The sequence below is a fragment of the Zoogloea sp. genome (genome assembly GCF_041908905.1).
Classification (GTDB): Bacteria; Pseudomonadota; Gammaproteobacteria; order Burkholderiales; family Rhodocyclaceae; genus Zoogloea.
The window spans coordinates 111,175-132,169 of record NZ_JAYREK010000004.1 but is presented as its reverse complement, the minus strand read 5'-3'; the positions used below and the strand labels follow the sequence as shown (position 1 = coordinate 132,169).

18 protein-coding genes are annotated in these 20,995 nt (G+C 69.6%); 9 read left to right on the top strand and 9 right to left on the bottom strand.

Annotated features, from left to right (window positions below):
- Genes rsmD through ACE3OU_RS04610 form a run of 3 tightly spaced genes read right to left on the bottom strand, consistent with a single transcriptional unit; the run spans position 1 to position 3,277 of the window.
- A complete protein-coding gene (gene rsmD / locus ACE3OU_RS04620) occupies positions 1 to 534 on the bottom strand; it encodes a 16S rRNA (guanine(966)-N(2))-methyltransferase RsmD (protein WP_374240371.1) in 534 nt (177 codons plus the stop codon).
- Positions 531 to 1,880 carry a M16 family metallopeptidase gene (locus ACE3OU_RS04615; RefSeq protein ID WP_374240370.1) on the bottom strand — a complete coding sequence of 450 codons (1,350 nt, stop codon included), beginning with the start codon at positions 1,878 to 1,880 and terminating at the stop codon, positions 531 to 533. The genes rsmD and ACE3OU_RS04615 overlap by 4 nt, the downstream gene beginning before the upstream one ends.
- A 23-nt stretch (positions 1,881 to 1,903) precedes the next feature.
- Entirely contained in the window at positions 1,904 to 3,277 is a 1,374-nt protein-coding gene (locus tag ACE3OU_RS04610; protein WP_374240369.1) for a M16 family metallopeptidase, read from the bottom strand.
- 160 nt (positions 3,278 to 3,437) lie between these two features.
- On the opposite strand from ACE3OU_RS04610, the gene ftsY reads away from it, so the two are divergent.
- Positions 3,438 to 4,523 (top strand): signal recognition particle-docking protein FtsY, encoded by a 1,086-nt coding sequence (gene ftsY, locus ACE3OU_RS04605; protein WP_374240368.1) that lies wholly within the window; start codon positions 3,438 to 3,440, stop codon positions 4,521 to 4,523.
- Between the two features lie 398 nt (positions 4,524 to 4,921).
- On the opposite strand, the gene wecB is transcribed toward ftsY, so the two are convergent.
- From wecB to rfbB, 5 genes are all read right to left on the bottom strand, one after another.
- On the bottom strand, positions 4,922 to 6,031 hold the full coding sequence (gene wecB, locus ACE3OU_RS04600) for a non-hydrolyzing UDP-N-acetylglucosamine 2-epimerase (RefSeq protein ID WP_374240367.1): 1,110 nt from the start codon (positions 6,029 to 6,031) through the stop codon (positions 4,922 to 4,924).
- Positions 6,032 to 6,140: 109 nt separating this feature from the next.
- Positions 6,141 to 6,695, bottom strand: a complete 555-nt coding sequence (rfbC, locus tag ACE3OU_RS04595) for a dTDP-4-dehydrorhamnose 3,5-epimerase (RefSeq protein ID WP_374240366.1) — start codon at positions 6,693 to 6,695, stop codon at positions 6,141 to 6,143.
- On the bottom strand, positions 6,695 to 7,576 hold the full coding sequence (gene rfbA / locus ACE3OU_RS04590) for a glucose-1-phosphate thymidylyltransferase RfbA (RefSeq protein WP_374240365.1): 882 nt from the start codon (positions 7,574 to 7,576) through the stop codon (positions 6,695 to 6,697). The genes rfbC and rfbA overlap by 1 nt, the downstream gene beginning before the upstream one ends.
- 14 nt (positions 7,577 to 7,590) lie before the next feature.
- Positions 7,591 to 8,490, bottom strand: coding sequence for a dTDP-4-dehydrorhamnose reductase (gene rfbD, locus ACE3OU_RS04585; protein WP_374240364.1), 900 nt, complete (start codon positions 8,488 to 8,490; stop codon positions 7,591 to 7,593).
- Positions 8,491 to 8,544: 54 nt separating this feature from the next.
- Complete coding sequence (gene rfbB / locus ACE3OU_RS04580) at positions 8,545 to 9,606, bottom strand: dTDP-glucose 4,6-dehydratase (RefSeq protein WP_374240363.1); 1,062 nt, start codon at positions 9,604 to 9,606, stop codon at positions 8,545 to 8,547.
- Positions 9,607 to 9,786: 180 nt separating this feature from the next.
- On the opposite strand from rfbB, the gene ACE3OU_RS04575 reads away from it, so the two are divergent.
- The 6 genes from ACE3OU_RS04575 to ACE3OU_RS04550 all read left to right on the top strand — a co-directional run bounded on the left by ACE3OU_RS04575 (position 9,787) and on the right by ACE3OU_RS04550 (position 17,241).
- Positions 9,787 to 11,739, top strand: a complete 1,953-nt coding sequence (locus ACE3OU_RS04575) for a CHASE domain-containing protein (RefSeq protein ID WP_374240362.1) — start codon at positions 9,787 to 9,789, stop codon at positions 11,737 to 11,739.
- A 48-nt stretch (positions 11,740 to 11,787) separates the two neighbouring features.
- On the top strand, positions 11,788 to 13,233 hold the full coding sequence (gene pyk, locus ACE3OU_RS04570) for a pyruvate kinase (RefSeq protein WP_374240361.1): 1,446 nt from the start codon (positions 11,788 to 11,790) through the stop codon (positions 13,231 to 13,233).
- A gap of 120 nt (positions 13,234 to 13,353) precedes the next feature.
- On the top strand, positions 13,354 to 14,418 hold the full coding sequence (gene fba, locus ACE3OU_RS04565) for a class II fructose-bisphosphate aldolase (protein ID WP_374240360.1): 1,065 nt from the start codon (positions 13,354 to 13,356) through the stop codon (positions 14,416 to 14,418).
- A gap of 55 nt (positions 14,419 to 14,473) precedes the next feature.
- A complete protein-coding gene (locus ACE3OU_RS04560) occupies positions 14,474 to 14,851 on the top strand; it encodes a hypothetical protein (RefSeq protein WP_374240359.1) in 378 nt (125 codons plus the stop codon).
- Positions 14,852 to 14,927: 76 nt separating this feature from the next.
- Positions 14,928 to 16,226, top strand: a complete 1,299-nt coding sequence (locus ACE3OU_RS04555) for a DUF3422 family protein (RefSeq protein WP_374240358.1) — start codon at positions 14,928 to 14,930, stop codon at positions 16,224 to 16,226.
- A gap of 82 nt (positions 16,227 to 16,308) precedes the next feature.
- The gene (locus tag ACE3OU_RS04550) at positions 16,309 to 17,241 is read left to right on the top strand and encodes a phosphoribosylaminoimidazolesuccinocarboxamide synthase (protein WP_374240357.1); all 933 of its coding nucleotides are present in this window, start codon (positions 16,309 to 16,311) and stop codon (positions 17,239 to 17,241) included.
- Positions 17,242 to 17,354: 113 nt separating this feature from the next.
- Here the strand turns inward: ACE3OU_RS04550 and ACE3OU_RS04545 are convergent, their stop codons facing one another.
- Entirely contained in the window at positions 17,355 to 18,200 is an 846-nt protein-coding gene (locus ACE3OU_RS04545; RefSeq protein ID WP_374240356.1) for an HDOD domain-containing protein, read from the bottom strand.
- A gap of 134 nt (positions 18,201 to 18,334) precedes the next feature.
- Between ACE3OU_RS04545 and ACE3OU_RS04540 the strand changes: the two genes are divergently transcribed.
- Complete coding sequence (locus tag ACE3OU_RS04540; RefSeq protein ID WP_374240355.1) at positions 18,335 to 20,404, top strand: M3 family metallopeptidase; 2,070 nt, start codon at positions 18,335 to 18,337, stop codon at positions 20,402 to 20,404.
- Positions 20,405 to 20,507: 103 nt separating this feature from the next.
- Positions 20,508 to 20,993, top strand: a complete 486-nt coding sequence (locus tag ACE3OU_RS04535) for a DUF4124 domain-containing protein (RefSeq protein ID WP_374240354.1) — start codon at positions 20,508 to 20,510, stop codon at positions 20,991 to 20,993.
- The last annotated feature ends 2 nt before the right edge of the window (positions 20,994 to 20,995 follow it).

Below are 20,995 nucleotides of genomic sequence, written 5' to 3'. Positions count from 1 at the left end.
TCAGGCCCTCGCAAAGAGGCTGTAATACACCTGCCCTGCCCGCCCGTGCTTGACCCGCGTCAATCGCTCAATGTTTTCGATTTCGTATTCCGCCTCCACATAGACCACCCCGTCTTCGGTGAGCAGGTCGGGCAGCAGCGGTGCCAGTTTGTCCACCCAACCCGCCCGGTAAGGCGGGTCGAGGAAGACCACGTCCCAGGATGGGCCGGCGGAGCGGGCGAATTTTAACGCATCGCCCCGCACAAGCTGTACACACGCCGCCTGCAGGGTCTTTGCGTTGTGCTGCAGGGCCGCGAAGGCGACGGCGTCCTGCTCGACCATCGTGACCTTGCCGGCCCCGCGGGAGGCGGCCTCGAAGCCCAGGGCGCCGCTGCCGGCGAAAAGGTCGAGGCAGGCCTTGCCGTCGAGCTCCTGGCAGAGCCAGTTGAAGAGGGTCTCGCGGACCCGGTCGGGGGTCGGCCGCAGGCCCTTCACGGTGCTGACGTCGATCAGCCGCGAGCGCCACGCGCCCCCGACGATGCGGATCCGGCTCAAGGTGCGCTCCCGTTGCGCGGGGCGGCCTTGTCGCCGTCACCGCCGACCACCACCGTCACCAGGTGCTCGGGCGACACATGGCGGCGGAAGGCGTCGCGGATCTGGGCCACGCTCACCGCGCGCACCTTGTCGCGCCAGGTGTCGAGGTAGTCGAGGGGCAGGCCGAAGCTGCCGATCGCCGCCACCTGCTCGAGCATCTTGCGGTTGGAGTCGAGGCGCAGCGCGAAGCCGTTGATCAGGTTGTCCTTGGCCGCCTGCAGCTCGGCCTCGGTGGGGCCCTTGGCGAGGAACTCGTCGAGGGTCGACGACACCACGCGCAGGGCGTCGTCGGCCTGGCTGCCCTTGGTCTGCAGGCCGATCTGGAAGGGGCCGACATCGCGCTGGGGCGCGAAGTAGCTGTAGACACTGTAGGCGTAGCCGCGCTGCTCGCGCACCTGGCTGGTCAGGCGCGACACGAAGCCGCCGCCGCCCAGGATGTAGTTGCCCACCAGCAGCGGGAAGAAGTCCGGATCGCCGCGGCGGATGCCCGGCTGGCCGACCGCGATGTGGGCCTGGGCGGCCGGATGGGGCACGCGGATCGTCTGGCGCGCCGGCAGCGTGGCGTTGGTGCCCGCCGGCAGCGCCTCGCCGGCCGGCAGCCCGGCGGTGAGGCGGGCCGCGATGGCCTCGGCCTCGGCCCGCGACAGGTCGCCGACGATGCTCACCGTGGCGCCCCGGGCGGTGTAGTAACGGGCATGGAAGGCCGCCAGGTCGTCGCGGGTGAGGCCGGCGACGCTGTCGACGGTGGGCAGCCGGCCGTAGGCGTGGTCCGGGAACACCGCCGCGGCAAAACGGCGGGCCAGGATCGCGTCGGGCTGGGTCTCGGACTCGCGGATGCCGGCGATGGTGCGCGCCTTCTCGCGCTCGACCGCCGCGGCGGGGAAGCGCGGCTGCTGGATCAGGGTGGCGAGGAGCTCCACCGCCCCGTCGCGCTCGGCCGGGCTGCTGAGGGTGCGCAGGGTGAGGGAGGCGCGGTCCATGTCGGCGCCGCCACCGAGCTGGGCGCCGAGGTCGGCCACCCGGTTGGCGATGGCGTCCTCGTCGAGGCTGCCGGCACCGGCGTCGAGCAGGCCGCGGGTGAGCCCGGCGAGGCCGGCCTTGCCGGCGGGCACCTCGGTGCCGGCGGCGCGGAAGTCCACCTGCACGTCGACGATGGGCAGGGCACGGCTCTCGACGAACACGACCTTGCTGCCGGCGGGCGTGGTCCAGGTCTGGATCGTCAGCCCGGCCTGGGCCGAGAAGGTGGTCAGGGTCAGCGCCAGGGCCAGGCCGAGGCGCTTGAGGGGGTGAAGATGGGCAATGGGCATCGGATTCTCGAAATCGGCAACGGTCAGTGGCGGTGCGGGGCGGCGGCGCGCTCGCGGGCCTGGGGATCGACGGGCAGCGGGTCGAGGCGGGCGATGGTGAGGGTGTCGTCGCTGAAGTACTTGCGGGCGACGGCCTGCACCTCGGCGGGAGTCACCGCGCGGATGCGCTCGAGCATGTAGGCGTCGTCCTTCCACGACAGGCCGACCATCTCGCCCATGCCGAGCTCCATGGCCTGGCCCATCAGCGAGTCGCGCTTGTACACCTGCCCGGCGACGGCCTGGGCCTTGACCCGGCGCAGCTCGTCCTCGGAGACGCCGTCGTTCTGGATGCGGGCGATCTCGGCCCGCAGCGCGGCTTCCACGTCGGCCACCGTTTTGCCGGCGGCCGGGGCGCCATCCACCACGAACAGGGATTCGCCCCGCGCGGTGCCGTCGTAGCCGGCGCCGGCGGTCACCGCGACGCGGCTGCCGCGCACGAGGTTCTTGCCGAGGCGCGCGCCGTCGTAGCCGTCGAGCACCGCGGCGAGCACCTGCAGGGCGTAGAAGTCGCCGTCGGCCTTCACGTCGCGCAGGGTCGGCACGCGCCAGGCCATCGCCACGTAGGGCAGCTCGGCGGGGGCCTTGACCTCGGTGCTGCGGGGCCCGCGCTGGGCCGGCTCGACGAGGGGCTTGCGGGCCGGCAGCGCGCGCGGCTTGACGGCGCCGTAGGTGCGCGCGGCCTCGCGGAAGACGGCCTGGTGATCCACGTCGCCGACCACCACCAGGGTCGCGTTGTTGGGCACGTACCAGCGCTGGTACCAGTCGCGGGCGTCGGCGGCGGTCATGTTGTCGAGGTCGCTCATCCAGCCGATGATGGGGCGGCGGTAGGGGTGGGCCTGGAAGGCGGTGGCCATCAGCTGCTCGATCACCAGCGAGCGGGCCTTGTCGTCGGTGCGCAGGCGGCGCTCTTCCTTGACCACCTCGATCTCCTTCTTGAAGGACTCGTCGGTGACCTGCAGATGGGCCATGCGGTCGGCCTCGAGGGCCATCATCTCGGGCAGCGCCTCCCGGGGCACCTGCTGGAAGTAGGCCGTGTAGTCGTAGCTGGTGAAGGCGTTGTCGCGGCCGCCGGCAGCGCTGACCCGCTTGTTGAACTCGCCGGGGCCGACCTTGCGGGTCCCCTTGAACATCATGTGCTCGAGCAGGTGGGCGACGCCGGAGGTGCCATCCACCTCGTCCATCGCGCCAACCTTGTACCACACCATATGCACCACCGACGGCGCCCGGCGGTCTTCCTTGACGATCAGCTTCATCCCGTTGGGCAGCGTGCGCTCGAAGGGGTTGGCCAGCGCGGGGCCGGCGAGGGCGGCGGACAGGGCGAGCGCCGCGGCGGCGAAGCGAAAACTGCGTTTAGTCATAGGCTCTTGAGGCATCTGGTAAAATTTGATTTGTTATGGCCAGCGGCCGGCATGCGGCGAAGCATCATAGCGGCATTCCGGCGGCCCGGCCAAGCCGGCCCGGCGGGCAGCGCGCTGCCGCCACCGGCCCCCATCGACCCACTCTCTGACCCGGCACCCCATGTTTGGTTTCCTGAAGAAAACCCTCAAGGGAGGCGACACGCCCGCCCCCGACAACGCCGCCGCCCCGGCGGTGCCCGAAGCCGCCCCGGAGACCCTGGTGGCGCCGTCCGCTCCGGCCACGGCCCCCCGCCCCGAGAAGAAGCGTTCCTGGATGGACCGCCTGCGGGCCGGCCTGTCGCGCACCCGCGAGCAGATCGGCGGCGGCCTGGGCGGGCTGACCAGCCTGTTCTCCCGGCGCAAGATCGACGAGGAGCTCCTCGAAGAGCTCGAGACCACCCTGCTGATGGCCGACTGCGGCGTCGAGGCCACCCAGCACCTGCTGAAAGAGCTGCGCCTGCGCTGGAAGCGCGACAAGCTCGAGACCGCCGACCAGCTCCAGGGGGCGCTGGCCGAGGGCCTGCTGTCGATCCTCCAGCCCCTCGAGCAGCCCCTCGAGATCAGCGGCCACAAGCCTTACATCATCATGATCGCGGGCGTTAATGGCTCGGGCAAGACGACCTCCATCGGCAAGCTCGCCAAGCACTTCCAGAGCCAGGGCAAGAGCGTGCTGCTGGCCGCCGGCGACACCTTCCGGGCCGCCGCCCGCGAGCAGCTGATGACCTGGGGCGAGCGCAACGGCGTGGCCGTCATCGCCCAGGAGTCCGGCGACCCGGCGGCGGTGGTGTTCGACGCCATCAACGCCGCCCGCGCCCGCAACATCGACATCGTGCTGGCCGACACCGCCGGCCGCCTGCCGACCCAGCTGCACCTGATGGAGGAGATCGCCAAGGTGCGCCGGGTGGTGCAGAAGGCCGAGCCCACCGGCCCCCACGAGGTGCTGCTGGTGCTGGACGCCAACATCGGCCAGAACGCGCTGCAGCAGGTGAAGGCCTTCGATGCCGCCATCGGCGTCACCGGCCTGGTGGTCACCAAGCTCGACGGCACCGCCAAGGGCGGCGTGGTGGCGGCGATCGCCCGCCAGTGCCCGAAGCCGCTGCGCTTCATCGGGGTGGGCGAGCAGATCGACGACCTGCAGACCTTCCGCGCCAAGGAGTTCGTGGACGCGCTGTTCGGCAACCCGGGCAAGGACGAACAGCCGGGCTGAGCCGGCAGCCTTGTACAGGGCTCGATTCCGCCTCGGCGGGTAAATAGTTGTCCTCGGAGGCCAACTTGTCAGCCTCCGAGGCTGAACAGTTAGCCTGGTGGGGATAAATGGTTACCCTCCGAGGCTCGACATTTATCCTCCCGAAGCTAAATGCTTATCTGCCGAGGCCCGGCATTTATCCCCCCGAGGCTAAATGGTTATCCGCGGAGGCTGAACATTTATCCGCCGAGGTTCATGAATTATCCGGGTGGGGATAAATCTCCATGCTCCCCCACCCCGCCAGCGGGCCTCCGCGCCCAACTGTCCAGGCACCGGGGGGCATCGCCCGGTTTGCTCACAAAAAAAACGGCCGCCGGAGGCATCTGCCCCGGCGGCCGTTTTCGTTCCGGCTGGAAGAATCAGCCCTGGATCAGCCGGTCCAGCTCGGCCACGATGCGCTCGGCGGCCTTGCCGTCCCACAGCGCCGGGCGGCGGCCCTGCTTGCCCTGGCCGGCGAGCACCCTGGCGGCCTCTTCGCGGATGCGAGCGGGGTCGGTGCCGACCAGCACGTTGCTGCCTTCGTCGATGGTCACCGGGCGCTCGGTGTTCTCGCGCAGGGTGAGGCAGGGCACGCCCAGGGCGGTGGTCTCCTCCTGCAGGCCGCCGCTGTCGGTGAGGATCAGCGCGGCGTCCTTCCACAGGTTGAGGAAGGCCATGTAGCCCTGGGGCTTGATGAGGTGCACGTTGGGGCCGAGGTCGAGGCCGAACTTTTCGAGGTTGCCGCGGGTGCGCGGGTGCACCGGGAAGATCAGCGGCAGCTCGGCGGCGATGTCGCGCAGGGCGCCGGCGATGCCGTGCAGGGTGGCCTCGTCGTCCACGTTGGAGGGGCGGTGCAGGGTGACCACGCCGTAGCGCGGGAACTGCTGCTTGAGGGCTTCGGATTCCGGGCTGGCCTGGCCGGCGGCGGCGAGCTGGTCGCGCTGGTAGAGCAGGTTGTCCACCATCACGTGGCCGACGTGGAACACCGCGTCGGTGGCCTTGCCCTCGCGCAGCAGGTTGTCCACGCCCGACGGCTCGGTGCAGAAGAACCAGTCGGAGATGCTGTCGGTGACGAGGCGGTTGATCTCCTCGGGCATCCGCATGTCGCCGCTGCGCAGGCCGGCCTCCACGTGGGCCACCGGGATGCCGAGCTTCTTGGCGTCGATGGAGCAGGCCAGGGTGGAGTTCACGTCGCCCACCACCAGCACGCAGTCGGGCCGCGCCTGCTGGCAGATCTCCTCGAAGGCCACCATGATCTTGGCGGTCTGGATGGCGTGGCTGCCGCCGCCGGCGTCGAGGTGGTAGTCGGGCTTGGGGATGCCCAGCTCGTCGAAGAAGACGTCGCTCATCTCCCGGTCGTAGTGCTGGCCGGTGTGGATGATCTTGAACTCGAAGCGGTCGGCACGGGCCTGCAGCGCGCGCACGATGGGCGCGATCTTCATGAAGTTGGGGCGCGCACCGGCGACGAGGTAGATCAGCGAACGGGACATACGGGGCTCCACGGGCAGAATGACAGGCGCGCATTATCGCGCGCCCGGCCCGGCAATCGAGAAGAAATAATTGTCAGAAATGCCCGATCGGCGGGCATCCCCGGCGGTTTCAGGCGAAGGTCTCGCACTCCGCCAGCGGCTTGCCGGCCACATCCTTGGCCGACAGCAGCGGCGCGCCATCGAGCAGGTGCAGCGGCCACGCGACGCCCACCGTGGGGTCGTTCCACAGCAGGCTGCGCTCATGCTGCGGCGCGTAGTAGTCGGTGGTCTTGTAGAGGAAGTCGGCCGAATCGCTGGTGACCAGGAAACCGTGGGCGAAGCCGGGCGGGATCCACAGCTGGCGGTGGTTGTCTTCGGAGAGCTCGACGCCGGCCCACTGGCCGAAGGTGGGCGAGGCGCGGCGCAGGTCGACGGCCACGTCGAAGACGCTGCCGCGGGTGACCCGCACGAGCTTGCCCTGGGCCTGCTCGACCTGGTAATGCAGGCCACGCAGCACGCCCTTGGCGGAGCGGGAGTGGTTGTCCTGCACGAAGTTCACATCGAGGCCGGTGGCCTCGGCGAAGGCCCGGGCGTTGAAGCTCTCCATGAAGAAGCCGCGGGCGTCGCCGAAGACCTTGGGTTCGAGGATCAGGAGGCCCGGGAGGGCGGTTTCGATGACGTTCATCAGAACACCTTCTCGTCGAGGATGCGCAGCAGGTACTGCCCGTAGCCGTTCTTGGCGAGGGGTGCGGCGAGCTGCTTGAGCTGCCCGGCGTCGATCCAGCCGGCGCGCCAGGCGATCTCCTCGGGGCAGGCGATCTTGAGGCCCTGGCGCTTCTCGATGGTCTGGATGAACAGGCTGGCTTCGAGCAGGCTCTCGTGGGTGCCGGTGTCGAGCCAGGCGTGGCCGCGGCCCATCACCTGCACGTCCAGCGCGCCCCATTCGAGGTACTGGCGGTTGACGTCGGTGATCTCGAGCTCGCCGCGCGGGCCGGGCTTGAGGTTCCTGGCGATGTCGACGACGCGGTTGTCGTAGAAATACAGCCCGGTGACGGCGTAGCGGCTCTTGGGGTGTTTGGGCTTCTCTTCGAGGCTGATGGCGCGACCACTCTCGTCGAACTCGACGACGCCGTAGCGCTCGGGGTCGTGCACCGGATAGGCGAAGACGGTGGCGCCGTCCTGGCGGGCTGAGGCGGCGCGCAGGCCGGCGGCGAAGTCGTGGCCGTAAAAGAGGTTGTCGCCGAGCACCAGGGCGCTGGGGCCGTCGCCGACGAAGTCTTCGCCGATCACGAAGGCCTGGGCGAGGCCCTCGGGCTTGGGCTGGACGGCGTACTGGAGCTTGAGGCCCCACTGGCTGCCGTCACCCAGCAGTTGCTGGAAGCGCGGGGTGTCCTGGGGGGTGGAGATGACGAGGATGTCGCGGATGCCCGCCAGCATCAGGGTGCTGAGGGGGTAGTAGATCATCGGCTTGTCGTAGACCGGGATGAGCTGCTTGGAGACGGCCAGGGTGGCCGGATGCAGCCGGGTGCCGGAGCCGCCGGCGAGGATGATGCCTTTGCGTTGCATGGTGGGAGCCTTTGTCAGTTCGGAAGGATTTCGTCGAGCATCCGGTCGACGCCCTGCTGCCACGGGGACAGGACGAGGCCGAAGGCCTGCTGCAGCTTGCGGGTGTCGAGCCGGGAGTTGGCCGGGCGCTTCGCGGGGGTCGGGAAGGCGCGGGTGGGCACCGGCAGGATGGCGTCGGGGGCGACCCGCAGGGCGCGGCCCCGGGCGCGGGCGTATTCGATGACGTGGCGGGCGTAGGCGTGCCAGGTGGTCTCGCCGCCGGCGACGAGGTGGTAGGTGCCGGCAAGCGCCGGGTTGGCGAGGGTCATCCGCGCGGCGTGGGCGGTGACGTCGGCGAGGAGCTCGGCGCCGGTGGGGGCGCCGTGCTGGTCGTCGATGATGGTGAGCTGCTCGCGCTCGGCGGCGAGCTTGAGCATGGTCTTGGCGAAGTTGCCGCCGCGGGCGGCATACACCCAGCTGGTGCGGAAGATGAGGTGGCGGCAGCCGCTCTGGCGGATGAGCGCCTCGCCTTCAAGCTTGGTGGCGCCGTACACCGACAGCGGGCCGGTGGGGGCGTCCTCGGCGCGGGGGGCCTCGCCGCTGCCGTCGAAGACGTAGTCGGTGGAGTAATGCACGAGCAGCGCGCCGAGGCTGGCGGCTTCACGGGCCAGCACGCCGGGGGCCCGCGCGTTGAGGGCGCGGGCGAGGTCGGGTTCGCTCTCGGCCTTGTCGACGGCGGTGTGGGCGGCGGCATTGACGATGAGGTCGGGGGCGACGGCGCGCACGGTGGCGGCAAGGCTGTCGGGGTGGGCGAAGTCGCCGGAGAGGCCGGGGGCGCCGTCGTGGTCGAGGGCGACGATGTCACCGAGGGGGGCGAGGCTGCGCTGGAGCTCCCAGCCGACCTGGCCGTTCTTGCCGAAGAGGAGGATCTTCATGGGGAGGGATGAGGGGTGGGATGTGGGGCCGGGAGCCGGCACGCCGCCCGGCGCTCAGCCGCGGCCGGCGTAGTTCTTGTCGAGCCAGTCGCGGTAGGCGCCGCTCTGCACGTGGGCGACCCAGTCCTGGTTGGCGAGATACCACTCGACGGTCTTGCGGATGCCGGTTTCAAACGTCTCGGCCGGGCGCCAGCCGAGTTCGCGCTCGATCTTGCGGGCGTCGATGGCGTAGCGGCGGTCGTGGCCGGGGCGGTCGGTGACGTAGGTGATGAGGCGGCGGTAGCTGCCGGCGGCATCGGGCCGCAACTCGTCGAGGAGCGCGCAGAGGGTGTGCACGATCTCGATGTTGGGCTTTTCGTTCCAGCCGCCCACGTTGTAAACCTCGCCCGGGGTGCCCTTCTGCAGGATCGCGCGGATGGCGCTGCAATGGTCGGTGACGTACAGCCAGTCGCGGATCTGCTGGCCGTCGCCATACACCGGCAGCGGCTTGCCGGCCAGCGCGTTGGCGATCATCAGCGGGATGAGCTTCTCGGGGAAGTGATACGGCCCGTAGTTGTTGGAGCAGTTGCTGGTGGTGACCGGCAGCCCGTAGGTGTGATGCCACGCACGCACCAGGTGGTCGGAGGCGGCCTTGCTGGCGGAGTACGGGCTGTTGGGCTCGTAGGTCTTGGTCTCGGTGAAGGCCGGGTCGCCGGGGCCCAGCGAGCCGTACACCTCGTCGGTGCTCACGTGGTGGAAGCGGAAGGCGGCCTTGCCGTCGGCGTCCAGACCCATCCAGTGGCCGCGGGCGGCTTCGAGCAGGGTGAAGGTGCCATTCACATTGGTGCGGATGAAGTCGCCCGGCCCGTGGATGCTGCGGTCCACGTGGCTCTCGGCGGCAAAGTGCACGACCGCGCGGGGCCGGTGCTCGGCGAACAGGCGGTCGACGAGCTCCCGGTCGCAGATGTCGCCATGCACGAAGATGTGCCGGGCATCGCCCTCGAGGGAGGCGAGGTTCTCGAGGTTGCCCGCGTAGGTGAGCGCGTCGAGATTGACCACCGGCTCGTCGCTGCCGCGGAGCCAGTCCAGAACGAAGTTTGCGCCAATGAAGCCGGCGCCGCCGGTGACGAGAATCATCGAGAATCCTTGGGGAAAAAGCAGTTCATTTGCACATTATGACACTTCGCACGGCAACGATCCGGCGCATTCTGGGGACGATCGGGTGACAAATGCACGCACGGAAGGGCTCAATCCCGCCCGCCCTCCTGCCGTAAAGGCGATGCAGCGCCTTACACACCGGAAGGACCCGGCCAGACGATGAAGCCCTTCCCCAGCGAGGCCCCCGAGCGCCTCCTCAAGCACATCCTTGCCCCCACCCTCGTCGCGCTGGGTCTTGCGCTGTTTCTGGGCACGATCATCATCTCCCGCATCGACAAAGCCTACACCCAGGCGCAGGGTAACGCCTTCCTGCTGGAAACCAGCGAGATCACCCTGAAGATCGAGCAGCGCTTCAAGGCCTATCGCCAGGTGCTGCGCGGCGCGCGGGCACTGTTTGCCGCGTCCCGGGAAGTCAGCCGCGACGAATGGCGACGCTACGTGGAGGCCCTGCGCCTCGACGAGGACTACACGGGCATCCAGGGCGTCGGCTTCGCCCAGTCGATCCCCGCCGCCCGGCTCGCGGAGCATGAGCAGCACGTCCGGGCCGAAGGCTTTTCCGACTACCGGGTGACCCCCGCCGGCCCCCGCGCCGAGTACAGCGCCATCGTCCTACTCGAACCCTTCGACTGGCGCAACCAGCGCGCCTTCGGCTACGACATGTTCTCGGAGCCGGTGCGCCGCGAAGCCATGGCGCGGGCCCGCAGGCTCGGCATCCCCGCCCTGTCGGGCAAGGTCCGGCTGGTGCAGGAAACCAGCACCGACGTGCAGCCCGGCGTGCTGCTGTATCTCCCGGTGTTCCGCGAGAACCTGCCGCTCCAGACGGACGCCCAGCGGGAGCGTGCCTTCATGGGCTGGGTATATAGCCCCTTCCGCCTCGGCGACCTGCTCGCCGGCACCCTGGGTGACACCCACCAGCACCTCCGGATCCGCATCTTCGACGACCACGCCCTGAGCGCCGACACCCTGCTGTTCGACAGCCACCCGGACAGCCCGCTGCCGGGCAAGGGCAGCCTGCAGCGCAAGGCCCTGCTCGAGCTGGACAACCGGTCGTGGACGCTGGCCTTCGACCTCCTCCCCAACCCGCCCCCCCGCAGCCATGCCCCGCTCCTAGAAAAACTGGCGGTGGTACTGATCGGCGGCCTCGTGGTGCTGCTGACGGCGGCCCTGTGCATCTCCCGCGAGCGGGCCCGCGAGCTGGCCCGCGCCAGCGCGTCCCTGCGGGCCAGCGAGCTGCGCTACAGCTCGCTGGTCAACCTGTCCCAGGACGGCATCGCCTCCCTCGACTCGAAGCTGCGCTTCACCTTCATCAACCCCCGCCTGGCCGCCATGCTGGGCTACCGCGACCGGGACCTGCTGGGGCGCCGCTTCGAGTCGCTCTACCCCAACCACTCGCTCGCCAGCAGCCGGACGCTCCGGGAGCGTCTGGCCCAGGGCCAGGCTCACCGCTTCGAGCAGCAACTGCAGCGGGCCGACGGCAGCCTGCTCACCGCGCTGGTGGCCGACACCCCGGACGTGGACGCCGACGGCAAGCTGCGCGGCGTGATCGTGACCCTCACCGACATCTCCGAACGCAAGGCCGCCGAGGAGCGCGTGCATTACCTGGCCACCCACGACGCCCTCACCGGCCTCGCCAACCGGCCGATGTTCCTCGAACACCTCAACACCAGCCTGCTCATCGCCCGGCGCCACGCGACCCGCTTCGCGGTGCTGTTCCTCGACCTCGACCGCTTCAAGGCCGTCAACGACAGCCTCGGCCACGCCGCCGGCGACGCCCTGCTGGTCGAGACGGCCGAGCGCCTGCGCGGCTGCCTGCGGGCCAGCGACCTGCCGGCCCGCCAGGGCGGCGACGAGTTCATGGTGCTGCTGCACCACATCAACACCGCCGCCGAGGCCATCGGCGTGGCGAACAAGATCCGCCAGGCGATCGACCAGCCGTTCAGCTTCGAGGGCCATGCGTGCAGCGTGTCGGCCAGCATCGGCATCGCCCTCTATCCGGACGACGGCGACGACGCCGACACCCTCACCCGCCGGGCCGACGAGGCCATGTACCGGAGCAAGGCCGGCGGACGCAGCCCGGCAGACAGCCCCCCCGAGGCCCCGGCCGCCGGCTAGAATCATGCCGGCCCCATGCTGCGGGCCGTGCCCACACCAGGAGACTTCATGTTGCGCCACACCAAGATCGTCGCCACCCTCGGCCCCGCCTCCTCCGACCTCGCCACCCTCGAACGCCTCGTCCAGTCGGGGGTCGATGTGGTGCGGCTCAACTTCTCCCACGGCACGGCCGAGGACCACATCGCCCGCGCCCGTCAGGTGCGCGACGCGGCCCAGCTCACCGGCCGGCCGGTGGGCATCCTGGCCGACATGCAGGGGCCCAAGATCCGGGTCGGCAAGTTCGCCGACGGCAAGGTGACGCTGCAGCGGGACGCCGCCTTCATCCTCGACGCCCGGCTCGCCGAGCCCGGCAACGCCCAGCGTGTCGGCCTCGACTACAAGGACCTGCCCCGCGACGTGAAGCCCGGCGACGTGCTGCTCCTCGACGACGGGCGGCTCAAGCTCAGCGTGGAGCGCGTCATCGGCCACGAGATCCACACCCGCGTGAAGGTGGGCGGCGAGCTCTCCAACAACAAGGGCATCAACCGCCAGGGCGGCGGCCTCACCGCGCCGGCGCTCACCGCCAAGGACATGGACGACATCAAGACGGCCGCGCAGATCGGCGTCGACTTCGTCGCGATCTCCTTCCCCAAGGGCGCCGCCGACATGTACATGGCCCGCCAGCTGCTGCGCGCCGCCGGCAGCAGTGCGGTGCTGATCGCCAAGATCGAGCGCACCGAGGCGGTCGCCAACCTCGAGGAGATCCTCGACGCCTGCGACGGCATCATGGTGGCCCGCGGCGACCTCGCCGTGGAGGTCGGCGACGCCGCCGTGCCGGCCCTGCAGAAGCGCATGATCCGGGTCGCCCGCGAGAAGAACAAGCTGGCCATCACCGCCACCCAGATGATGGAATCCATGATCCACAGCCCGGTGCCGACCCGCGCCGAGGTCTCCGACGTGGCCAACGCGGTGCTCGACGGCACCGACGCGGTGATGCTGTCGGCCGAGACCGCCTCCGGCAAGTTCCCGGTCGAGGTGGTCGAGGCGATGGCCCGGATCTGCCTCGAGGCCGAGAAATCCGCCGAGGTCACGATGGACCGCGACTTCCTCGACCGCGTGTTCACGCGCATCGACCAGTCCATCGCGATGGCCGCGATGTGGACGGCCTACCACCTCAAGGTCAAGGCCATCGCCTCCCTCACGCAAACGGGCTCCACCGCCCTGTGGATGAGCCGCCTCAACAGCGGCGTGCCGATCTACGCGCTGACCCCCGAGATCGGCGCGCGCAACCAGATGACCCTCTACCGCGAGGTGTACCCGCTGCTGATGTCCCAGGTGCACGCCGACCGCGACGTGCTGCTGTGGGAGGCCGAACAGATCCTGCTCGAGCAGGGCGTGGTCGACTACGGCGACCTCATCGTGCTCACCATCGGCGAGCCCATCGGCGCCTCGGGCGGCACCAACACCATGAAGATCGTCCGGGTGGGCGACACCCCGAAACCCGGGCCGGTGTGATCCGCAACACAATTTCGGGCACGCTCGCCGTGCCCGGTGTCGCAGGCGTCATGCCGGCTTGGTAGAATCGCTGTTTTACGTCCTTACCCGGCCGGTGCCCGGCCCTCGGAGAGAAAAGTCATGTCCCTCGTTTCCATGCGTCAGCTTCTCGACCACGCCGCCGAACACGGCTACGGTCTGCCCGCGTTCAACGTCAACAACCTCGAACAGGTCCAGGCCATCATGGAAGCCGCCGCGGAAACCGACAGCCCGGTGATCATGCAGGCCAGCGCCGGCGCCCGCAAATACGCCGGCGAGGCCTTCCTGCGCCACCTCATCGACGCCGCCGTCGAAGCCTACCCGCACATCCCGGTGGTGATGCACCAGGACCACGGCCAGTCCCCGGCCATCTGCATGGGCGCCATCCGCTCCGGCTTCTCGTCGGTGATGATGGACGGCTCCCTGATGGAAGACGGCAAGACCCCGTCCTCCTATGAATACAACGTCGACGTCACCCGCCGCGTCGTCGAGATGTCCCACGCCATCGGCGTCAGCGTCGAAGGCGAGCTGGGCTGCCTGGGCTCCCTCGAGACCGGCCAGGCCGGCGAGGAAGACGGCATCGGCGCCGAAGGCACCCTGGACCACTCCCAGATGCTGACCGACCCCGACCAGGCCGCCGACTTCGTCAAGCAGACCAACGTGGACGCCCTCGCCATCGCCATCGGCACCAGCCACGGCGCCTACAAGTTCACCCGCAAGCCCACCGGCGACATCCTGGCCATCGAGCGCATCAAGGAGATCAACGCCCGCATCCCCAACACCCACCTGGTGATGCACGGCTCCTCCTCGGTGCCGCAGGAGCTGCTCGAGATCATCCGCGAGTACGGCGGCGACATGAAGGAAACCTACGGCGTGCCCGTCGAAGAGATCGTCCGCGGCATCAAGTACGGCGTGCGCAAGATCAACATCGACACCGACATCCGCCTGGCCATGACCGGCGCGATCCGCAAGTTCTTCGTCGAGAACCCCTCCAAGTTCGATCCGCGCGAGTTTCTCAAGCCCGCCCGCGAAGCCGCCAAGCTGGTCTGCAAGGCCCGCTTCGAAGCCTTCGGCGCTGCCGGCAACGCCAGCAAGATCAAGCCGATCGGCCTCGAAAAGATCGCCGCGGCCTACAAGAGCGGCGCCCTGAACCAGATCGTCCGCTAAGCAGTCATAACAAGGGCCGGGTCTTCCGGCCCTTTTCACTTGAAAGGCTCCATCGATGGCTGCTCCCTGGTCGGTGCTGTTCAGCGCCATCCCCTGGTCCGACGTCATCGCCCACGCCCCCACCGTCGCCAAGGGCGCCAAGAAGCTGTGGCAGAAGGTCGGCAAGCGCAAGGCGGCCGACGCCCCGCCGATGCCGGCCGTCGACCCCGGCGCCAGCCCCGAAGCGCGCCTCGCCGCCCTGGAGGCCCGCGTCGCCGAGTTCGAGCTGCGCCAGGCCGACAGCGCCGAACTCCTCGCCCAACTGGCCGCACAGAACGCCGACCTCGTGCGGGCGGTGGACGAGCTGCGGCGCCGCGCGCGCCTGATGGGCCTGCTGCTCACCGTCGCGCTGCTGGCCGGCGGCGGCGCCCTCGCCGCCCTGCTGCTGCGCTGACGCGCCTCCGCGCCTTGCCAGCCGGGCCACGCCGGCCGCAAGATGTCGGCCCGACCCTGCCGACGGACCGCTCCCGATGCCGCTGTCCCCGCTCTTCACCGAACACGCGCTGCGCCAGAGCCTCAACGACGAGTTCCACGCCCGCCCGCCCACGCCGCTGCAGAGCCCCCAGCTCATCAGCTACCTGGCGCTGCACCACGAGGATGAAGCCCCCGGCGCCGCGCTGCGCCACCTCATCACCCTCGGCGAGCAGCTCGGCCAGCCGATCGACGCCGAAGGCAGCCACCGCCTGATCGACTTCGGCAGCTTCCAGCTCAAGTGGGAGCTGCACAACGAATTCTCCAGCTACACCTTCTTCCGCCCGGTGGCCCCGGGCGAGGGCATCGCCGAGCCGACCACCGCCCTCGCCGTGGTACCCGCCGACTGGCTGGCCAGGCTGCCCGGCAAACTGATGGCGGCGACCCACGTCGAGCTGCGCCAGGTGGCAGAGATCAGCCCCGAGAGCGTGATGGCCCAACTCAGCGCCACCGGCCAGACGGTGGGCGCCACCGTGGCCGACGGCGCGGCCTGGGTGTTCACCGACTTCGCGTTCGAGGACGGCTTCTCCCGCTTCCTGGTGATCGACATCTCCCTCACCCGGCGTCAGGCCGGCCGCACCGTGCAGCGCCTGGTCGAGATCGAGACCTACCGGCTGATGTCGCTGCTGGCCTTCCCGGTGGCCAAGGAAGTCGGCCGCCTGCTGGGGGGCGCCGAGCAACGCCTCGCCGCACTGATGGACCGCACCAATGCCGCCCGCGTGCCGGAGGACGAGCGCAGCGTGCTGGCCGAACTCACCACCCTCGCCGCCGAGGTCGAGCACTCGGTGGCCCGCACCACCTTCCGCTTCGGCGCCACGCGGGCCTACCACAGCCTGGTGATGCAGCGCATCGAGGAACTCCGCGAGCGGCGCATCCCCGGCCTGCCCACCTTCCACGAGTTCATGGAGCGGCGCCTGCGGCCGGCCATGAACACCTGCGAGACCATGGCCCGCCGCCAGGAGGACCTCTCCAGCCGCGTCGCCCGCAACAGCCAGCTGCTGCGCACCCGGGTCGAGGTCGAGCTCGAACGCCAGAACCAGGAACTCCTCGCCCAGATGAACCGCCGGGCCAAGCTGCAGCTGCACCTGCAGGAGACGGTGGAGGGCCTGTCGGTGGTGGCGATCACCTACTACGCCTCCCAGCTCGTGCAGTACATGGCGAAGGGCGTCAAGCACGCCATCGAGCCACTGACGCCGGAGGGCCTCACCGCCGCCGCGATCCCCGTCATCGCGCTGGTGGTCGCCCTCGGCACCCGGCGCATGCGCAAGCACCTGGCGGCGGCCGAGGCCGGGCACTGAGCCCGCCACCCCTTCGCGCGGGCGCTGCCCGTCGCCCCGCCAGCCGGCTATAATCGCGTTTTGACCGTCGGACACCCAGACCGTGACCACTCCGCTCTTCGAATCCACCCTCCGCAGCCTGCCCCTCCTCGGCCGTGGCAAAGTCCGCGACATCTACGCGATCGACGCCGACAAGCTGCTCATCGTCACCTCCGACCGCCTGTCGGCCTTCGACGTGATCCTGCCGGACCCGATTCCCCGCAAAGGCGAAGTGCTCACCGCGATGGCCAACTTCTGGTTCGCCAGGCTCGGCCACATCGTGCCCAACCAGCTCACCGGCATCGCCCCCGAGAGCGTCGTTGCGGCCGACGAGCAGGACCAGGTGCGCGGCCGCGCGCTGGTCGTCAAGCGCCTCACCCCGCTGCCCATCGAGGCCGTCGTGCGTGGCTACGTGATCGGCTCCGGCTGGAAGGATTACCAGGACACCGGCGCCATCTGCGGCATCCAGCTCCCCGCCGGGCTCCAGCAGGCCCAGAAGCTGCCCGCCCCGATCTTCACCCCGGCCAGCAAGGCCGAGGTCGGCGACCACGACGAGAACATCAGCTTCGAGCAGGCCCAGGCCCGCACCGACGCCCTCCTTGCCGACGCCCTCAAGGGCACCGGCAAGACCGGCGCCCAGCTGGTCACCGAAGCCCGTGACGCCGCCATCGCGCTGTACACCCAGGCCGCCGACTACGCCGCTACCCGCGGCATCATCATCGCCGACACCAAGTTCGAGTTCGGCATCGACGCCGCCGGCACCCTGCACCTCATCGACGAGGCCCTGACGCCCGATTCCTCGCGCTTCTGGCCCGCCGACAGCTACGCCGTGGGCATCAGCCCCCCCAGCTACGACAAGCAGTACGTGCGCGACTACCTCGAGACCCTCGACTGGGGCAAGAAGGCCCCCGGCCCCAAGCTGCCGGCCGACGTCATCGAGCGCACCGCCGCCAAGTACGTGGAAGCCTACGAGCGCCTCACCGGCCAGACCCTGTAAGCCACGCCAGCCCCCAAAAGCAGCAACCCGCCTCACAGCGGGTTGTTTCGTTTACGGTCGGGCCGCGGGAGGAGCCGGCGTGGGCCTGCGCCCCGGCGCCGGCCGGCGGCGCTTCAACCGATACGGAACAGGTCGATCAGGGCCTGGCGCTCGGCCACCGACTCGGCCAGCACGGTGGCCAGCAGCGCCTCGTCCAGCCCCAGGGTCGCCGCCCTGGCGAGCCCCTTGCGGACGTCCTCCTCCTCGGGCGAGAAGGGGTTGCGCGTCTCCGACACCAGGTTGGCGATGAACACCAGGTCGGTGATCGAGCCGGGCGGCCACTCGCCGCCGTAGATCTCCGGGTCGTCGACCGCATCCACCAGCTCCTGGGGCATCCCCATCGACGACAGCACCGCCCGCCCGATCGGGGCATACCAGACCCGCACCAGATCCGACAGCGGGCTCTCGTCGCTGAGCATCTCGGGGTATTCCCACACCCGGGCCAGCAGGAAGAACTGGCCGATGTCGTGGACCATCCCGGCAAAGAAGGCCGCGTCCGGATCGAGCCGGGTACAGCGGCGCGCCAGCACGCAGGCCGTCGCCGCCACATCCACGCAGTGGGCCCACAGCCGGCGGATAAGAGGCTGGAAGGGAATCAGCACGTCCCGGTTGATCAGCTGCTCGGCCGCCACCGCCATCGCCAGCGCGCGCAGCTTGCCGAAGCCGATGCGCACCAGCGCCTTCGGCACGTCGGTCACCACGCGCCCGCCCGGGTTGTACCAGGCGGAGTTGGCCAGCGCCACCGTACGCGCCGCCAGCAGGGGCTCCGCCGACACCATCGCCGACATGCGCCCCAGGTCCATGTCCGGATCGTCCAGGGCCTCGATCACCCGCATGGTGACCTCCATGGAGGTCGGAAAACGCAGCTCGCCCCGCTCCAGCTCCTGGGAGAGCGTATGCAGGAAAGCCTGCTCCGTCATGTTCAAAGCACCGTCACTCACGCCGACCCCCTTCATCGAAACCGAGCCATGCCCACTCCGCGCGCCGCGATGCGCGACACTCCCCGCGGAATTCGGCAAAATGAAACCACACGCATCTCTTACCCGAGACAACAATGACCACTACCCCGACCCCTTCGCCGCTGCTCGAATCCACCGGCCTGCCGCGCTTCGACGCGATCCGCCCGGAACACGTCGAACCCGCCGTACGCAGCCTCCTCGACGCCCTGCGGAGCACCGTCGAACGTCTCCAGGACGACCCCGCCACCCCCAGCTGGGACAACTTCGTCCAGCCCATCGAGGACGACGGCGAGCGCCTCGGCCGCGCCTGGGGCATCGCCTCCCACATGCACAGCGTGATGGACACCCCCGAGTGGCGCGAGGCCTACAACGCCATGTTGCCGGAGGTCACAAGGTTTTACGCCGAATTAGGACAAAACCTTAAGCTTTTCGAAAAATATAAGTCAATCCGCAACAGCGCCGCCTTCGCCGAGCTCAGCCCGGCCCGCCAGCGGATCATCGACAACGAACTGCGCGGCTTCCGCCTCTCGGGCGCCGAACTGCCCGACGCCCAGAAGCCCCGCTTCCAGGCCATCCAGGAAGAAATGGCCGGTCTAGGCGCCAAGTTCTCCGAAAACCTCCTCGACGCCACCAACGCCTACGCCCACGTCGTCACCGTCGAGTCCGAGCTGGCCGGCCTGCCCGCCGACGTGATCGCCGCCGCCCGCGAGGCCGCCGAGAAGGCCGGCACCCCCGGCTGGAAGTTCGGCCTCAAGATGCCCTCCTACCTGCCGGTCATGCAGTACGCCGACAGCCGCGCGCTGCGCGAGACCCTCTACCGCGCCTACGCCACCCGCGCCGCCGAGGTCGACAACGGCTACAGCAAGCCCGAATGGGACAACGGCCCGCTGATCAGGCAGATCCTCGCGCTGCGCGCCGAAGAGGCGCAAATGCTCGGCTACCGCCACTTCGCCGACGTCTCGCTGGTGCCCAAGATGGCCGACTCCCCCGAGCAGGTGCTGGGCTTCCTGCGCGAGCTGGCCGCCAAGGCCAAGCCCTTCGCCGAGCGCGACCTGGCCGAGCTGCAGGCCTTCGCCCGGGACGAGCTGGGCCTCGCCCCCCTCGAACCCTGGGACGTGGCCTACGTCTCCGAGAAGCTGCGGATCGCCCGCTACGCCTTCTCCGAGCAGGAGGTGAAGGAATACTTCCCCGAGCCCAAGGTGCTCGAAGGCCTGTTCAAGGTCGTCGAACGGCTGTATCAGGTGCGCATCCAGCCCGACAGCGGCCCGGTGTGGCACCCGGACGTGCGCTTCTTCCGCATCGAGCGCGACGGCCAGCTCATCGGCCAGTTCTACCTCGACCTCTACGCCCGCGACACCAAGAAGGGCGGCGCCTGGATGGACTCCGCGATCACCCGCCGGCGCACCCCGGCCGGCGTCGAGACCCCGGTCGCCTACCTGGTCTGCAACTTCCCCGGGCCGGTGGGCGGCAAACCCGCCACCTTCAGCCACGACGACGTGATCACCCTCTTCCATGAAGCCGGCCACGGCCTGCACCACCTGCTCACCCGGGTGGACGACCTGGCCGTCTCCGGCATCCACGGCGTCGAATGGGACGCCGTCGAGCTGCCCAGCCAGTTCATGGAAAACTTCTGCTGGGAATGGGACGTGGTGCGCGACATGACCGCCCACGCCGACACCGGCGAGGCCCTGCCCCGCGAGCTCTTCGACAAGATGCTCGCCGCCAAGAACTTCCAGAGCGGCATGCAGACCGTCCGCCAGCTGGAGTTCTCCCTGTTCGACCTGCTGCTGCACATGGACTTCGACCCGGCCCACCAGCACGTGATGGACCTCCTCGCCGAAGTCCGCCGCGAAGTCGCCGTGCTCACCCCGCCCGAATGGCACCGCTTCCCCAACAGCTTCAGCCACATCTTCGCCGGCGGCTACGCGGCGGGCTACTACAGCTACAAGTGGGCCGAAGTACTGTCCGCCGACGCCTTCGCCGCCTTCGAGGAGAGCGGCCGGCCCAAGGGCAGCGTGCTCGACGCCGAGACCGGCGAGCGCTTCTGGAACGAGATCCTCGCCGTCGGCGGCAGCCGCCCGGCCCTCGAATCCTTCAAGGCCTTCCGCGGCCGCGAGCCGCAGGTGGACGCCCTCCTGCGCCACAGCGGCATGGTCGGCGCATGAGTCCCGGGGCGCCGCGCCCCCCCCCGGGGGCGTGGGGGGGCCTTGGCGGCGGGGGCCGCCGCCCCCCCCCCGGGCGGCCCCCCCCGCCGTCCGGAGATACCCCATGAAGAACATCCTCGCCAGCCTGCTGATGCTGGCCACCGCCCTGCCCGCCCTAGCCGCCGACCCCGCCCCGGCGCAGAACACCTACCGCTGGGTCGACGAGAAAGGCCAGACCCAGTACAGCGACCGGCCGCCCCCGCAGTCGATCAAGAAGTTCGAGGAGCGCCGGCTGCAGCCCAACCGCGGCGACGCCCAGCTGCCCTTCGTCACCCGCAAGGCCGCCAGCGACTTCCCGGTCACCCTCTACACCGGCCGCGAATGCGGCAAGCCCTGCGACGAAGGCCGCAACCTGCTCACCAAGCGCGGCATCCCCTTCACCGAAACCAAGCTCGAGACCACCGACGACGTGGCCGCCTTCAAGACCCGCTTCGGCAAGGACCCGGTCGCCCCGACGCTAAGCGTCGGCAAGGAGATGGAAACCGGCTACGCCGCCTCCGCCTGGGAGCGCCTGCTCAACGACGCGGGGTATCCGGCGGCGAAGCGGTGAGG

Excerpts from the sequence above, each read along its gene's own strand:
- wecB (WP_374240367.1), bottom strand. The coding sequence starts at position 6,031 with ATGTCCCGTTCGCTGATCTACCTCGTCGCCGGTGCGCGCCCCAACTTC.
- rfbA (WP_374240365.1), bottom strand. The coding sequence starts at position 7,576 with ATGCAACGCAAAGGCATCATCCTCGCCGGCGGCTCCGGCACCCGGCTG.
- ACE3OU_RS04615 (WP_374240370.1), bottom strand. The coding sequence starts at position 1,880 with ATGCCCATTGCCCATCTTCACCCCCTCAAGCGCCTCGGCCTGGCCCTG.
- ACE3OU_RS04575 (WP_374240362.1), top strand. The coding sequence starts at position 9,787 with ATGAAGCCCTTCCCCAGCGAGGCCCCCGAGCGCCTCCTCAAGCACATC.
- rfbC (WP_374240366.1), bottom strand. The coding sequence starts at position 6,695 with ATGAACGTCATCGAAACCGCCCTCCCGGGCCTCCTGATCCTCGAACCC.
- ACE3OU_RS04555 (WP_374240358.1), top strand. The coding sequence starts at position 14,928 with ATGCCGCTGTCCCCGCTCTTCACCGAACACGCGCTGCGCCAGAGCCTC.
- ACE3OU_RS04540 (WP_374240355.1), top strand. The coding sequence starts at position 18,335 with ATGACCACTACCCCGACCCCTTCGCCGCTGCTCGAATCCACCGGCCTG.
- ACE3OU_RS04545 (WP_374240356.1), bottom strand. The coding sequence starts at position 18,200 with ATGACGGAGCAGGCTTTCCTGCATACGCTCTCCCAGGAGCTGGAGCGG.
- ACE3OU_RS04610 (WP_374240369.1), bottom strand. The coding sequence starts at position 3,277 with ATGACTAAACGCAGTTTTCGCTTCGCCGCCGCGGCGCTCGCCCTGTCC.
- pyk (WP_374240361.1), top strand. The coding sequence starts at position 11,788 with ATGTTGCGCCACACCAAGATCGTCGCCACCCTCGGCCCCGCCTCCTCC.
- ACE3OU_RS04535 (WP_374240354.1), top strand. The coding sequence starts at position 20,508 with ATGAAGAACATCCTCGCCAGCCTGCTGATGCTGGCCACCGCCCTGCCC.
- fba (WP_374240360.1), top strand. The coding sequence starts at position 13,354 with ATGTCCCTCGTTTCCATGCGTCAGCTTCTCGACCACGCCGCCGAACAC.
- rfbD (WP_374240364.1), bottom strand. The coding sequence starts at position 8,490 with ATGAAGATCCTCCTCTTCGGCAAGAACGGCCAGGTCGGCTGGGAGCTC.
- ACE3OU_RS04560 (WP_374240359.1), top strand. The coding sequence starts at position 14,474 with ATGGCTGCTCCCTGGTCGGTGCTGTTCAGCGCCATCCCCTGGTCCGAC.
- rfbB (WP_374240363.1), bottom strand. The coding sequence starts at position 9,606 with ATGATTCTCGTCACCGGCGGCGCCGGCTTCATTGGCGCAAACTTCGTT.
- ftsY (WP_374240368.1), top strand. The coding sequence starts at position 3,438 with ATGTTTGGTTTCCTGAAGAAAACCCTCAAGGGAGGCGACACGCCCGCC.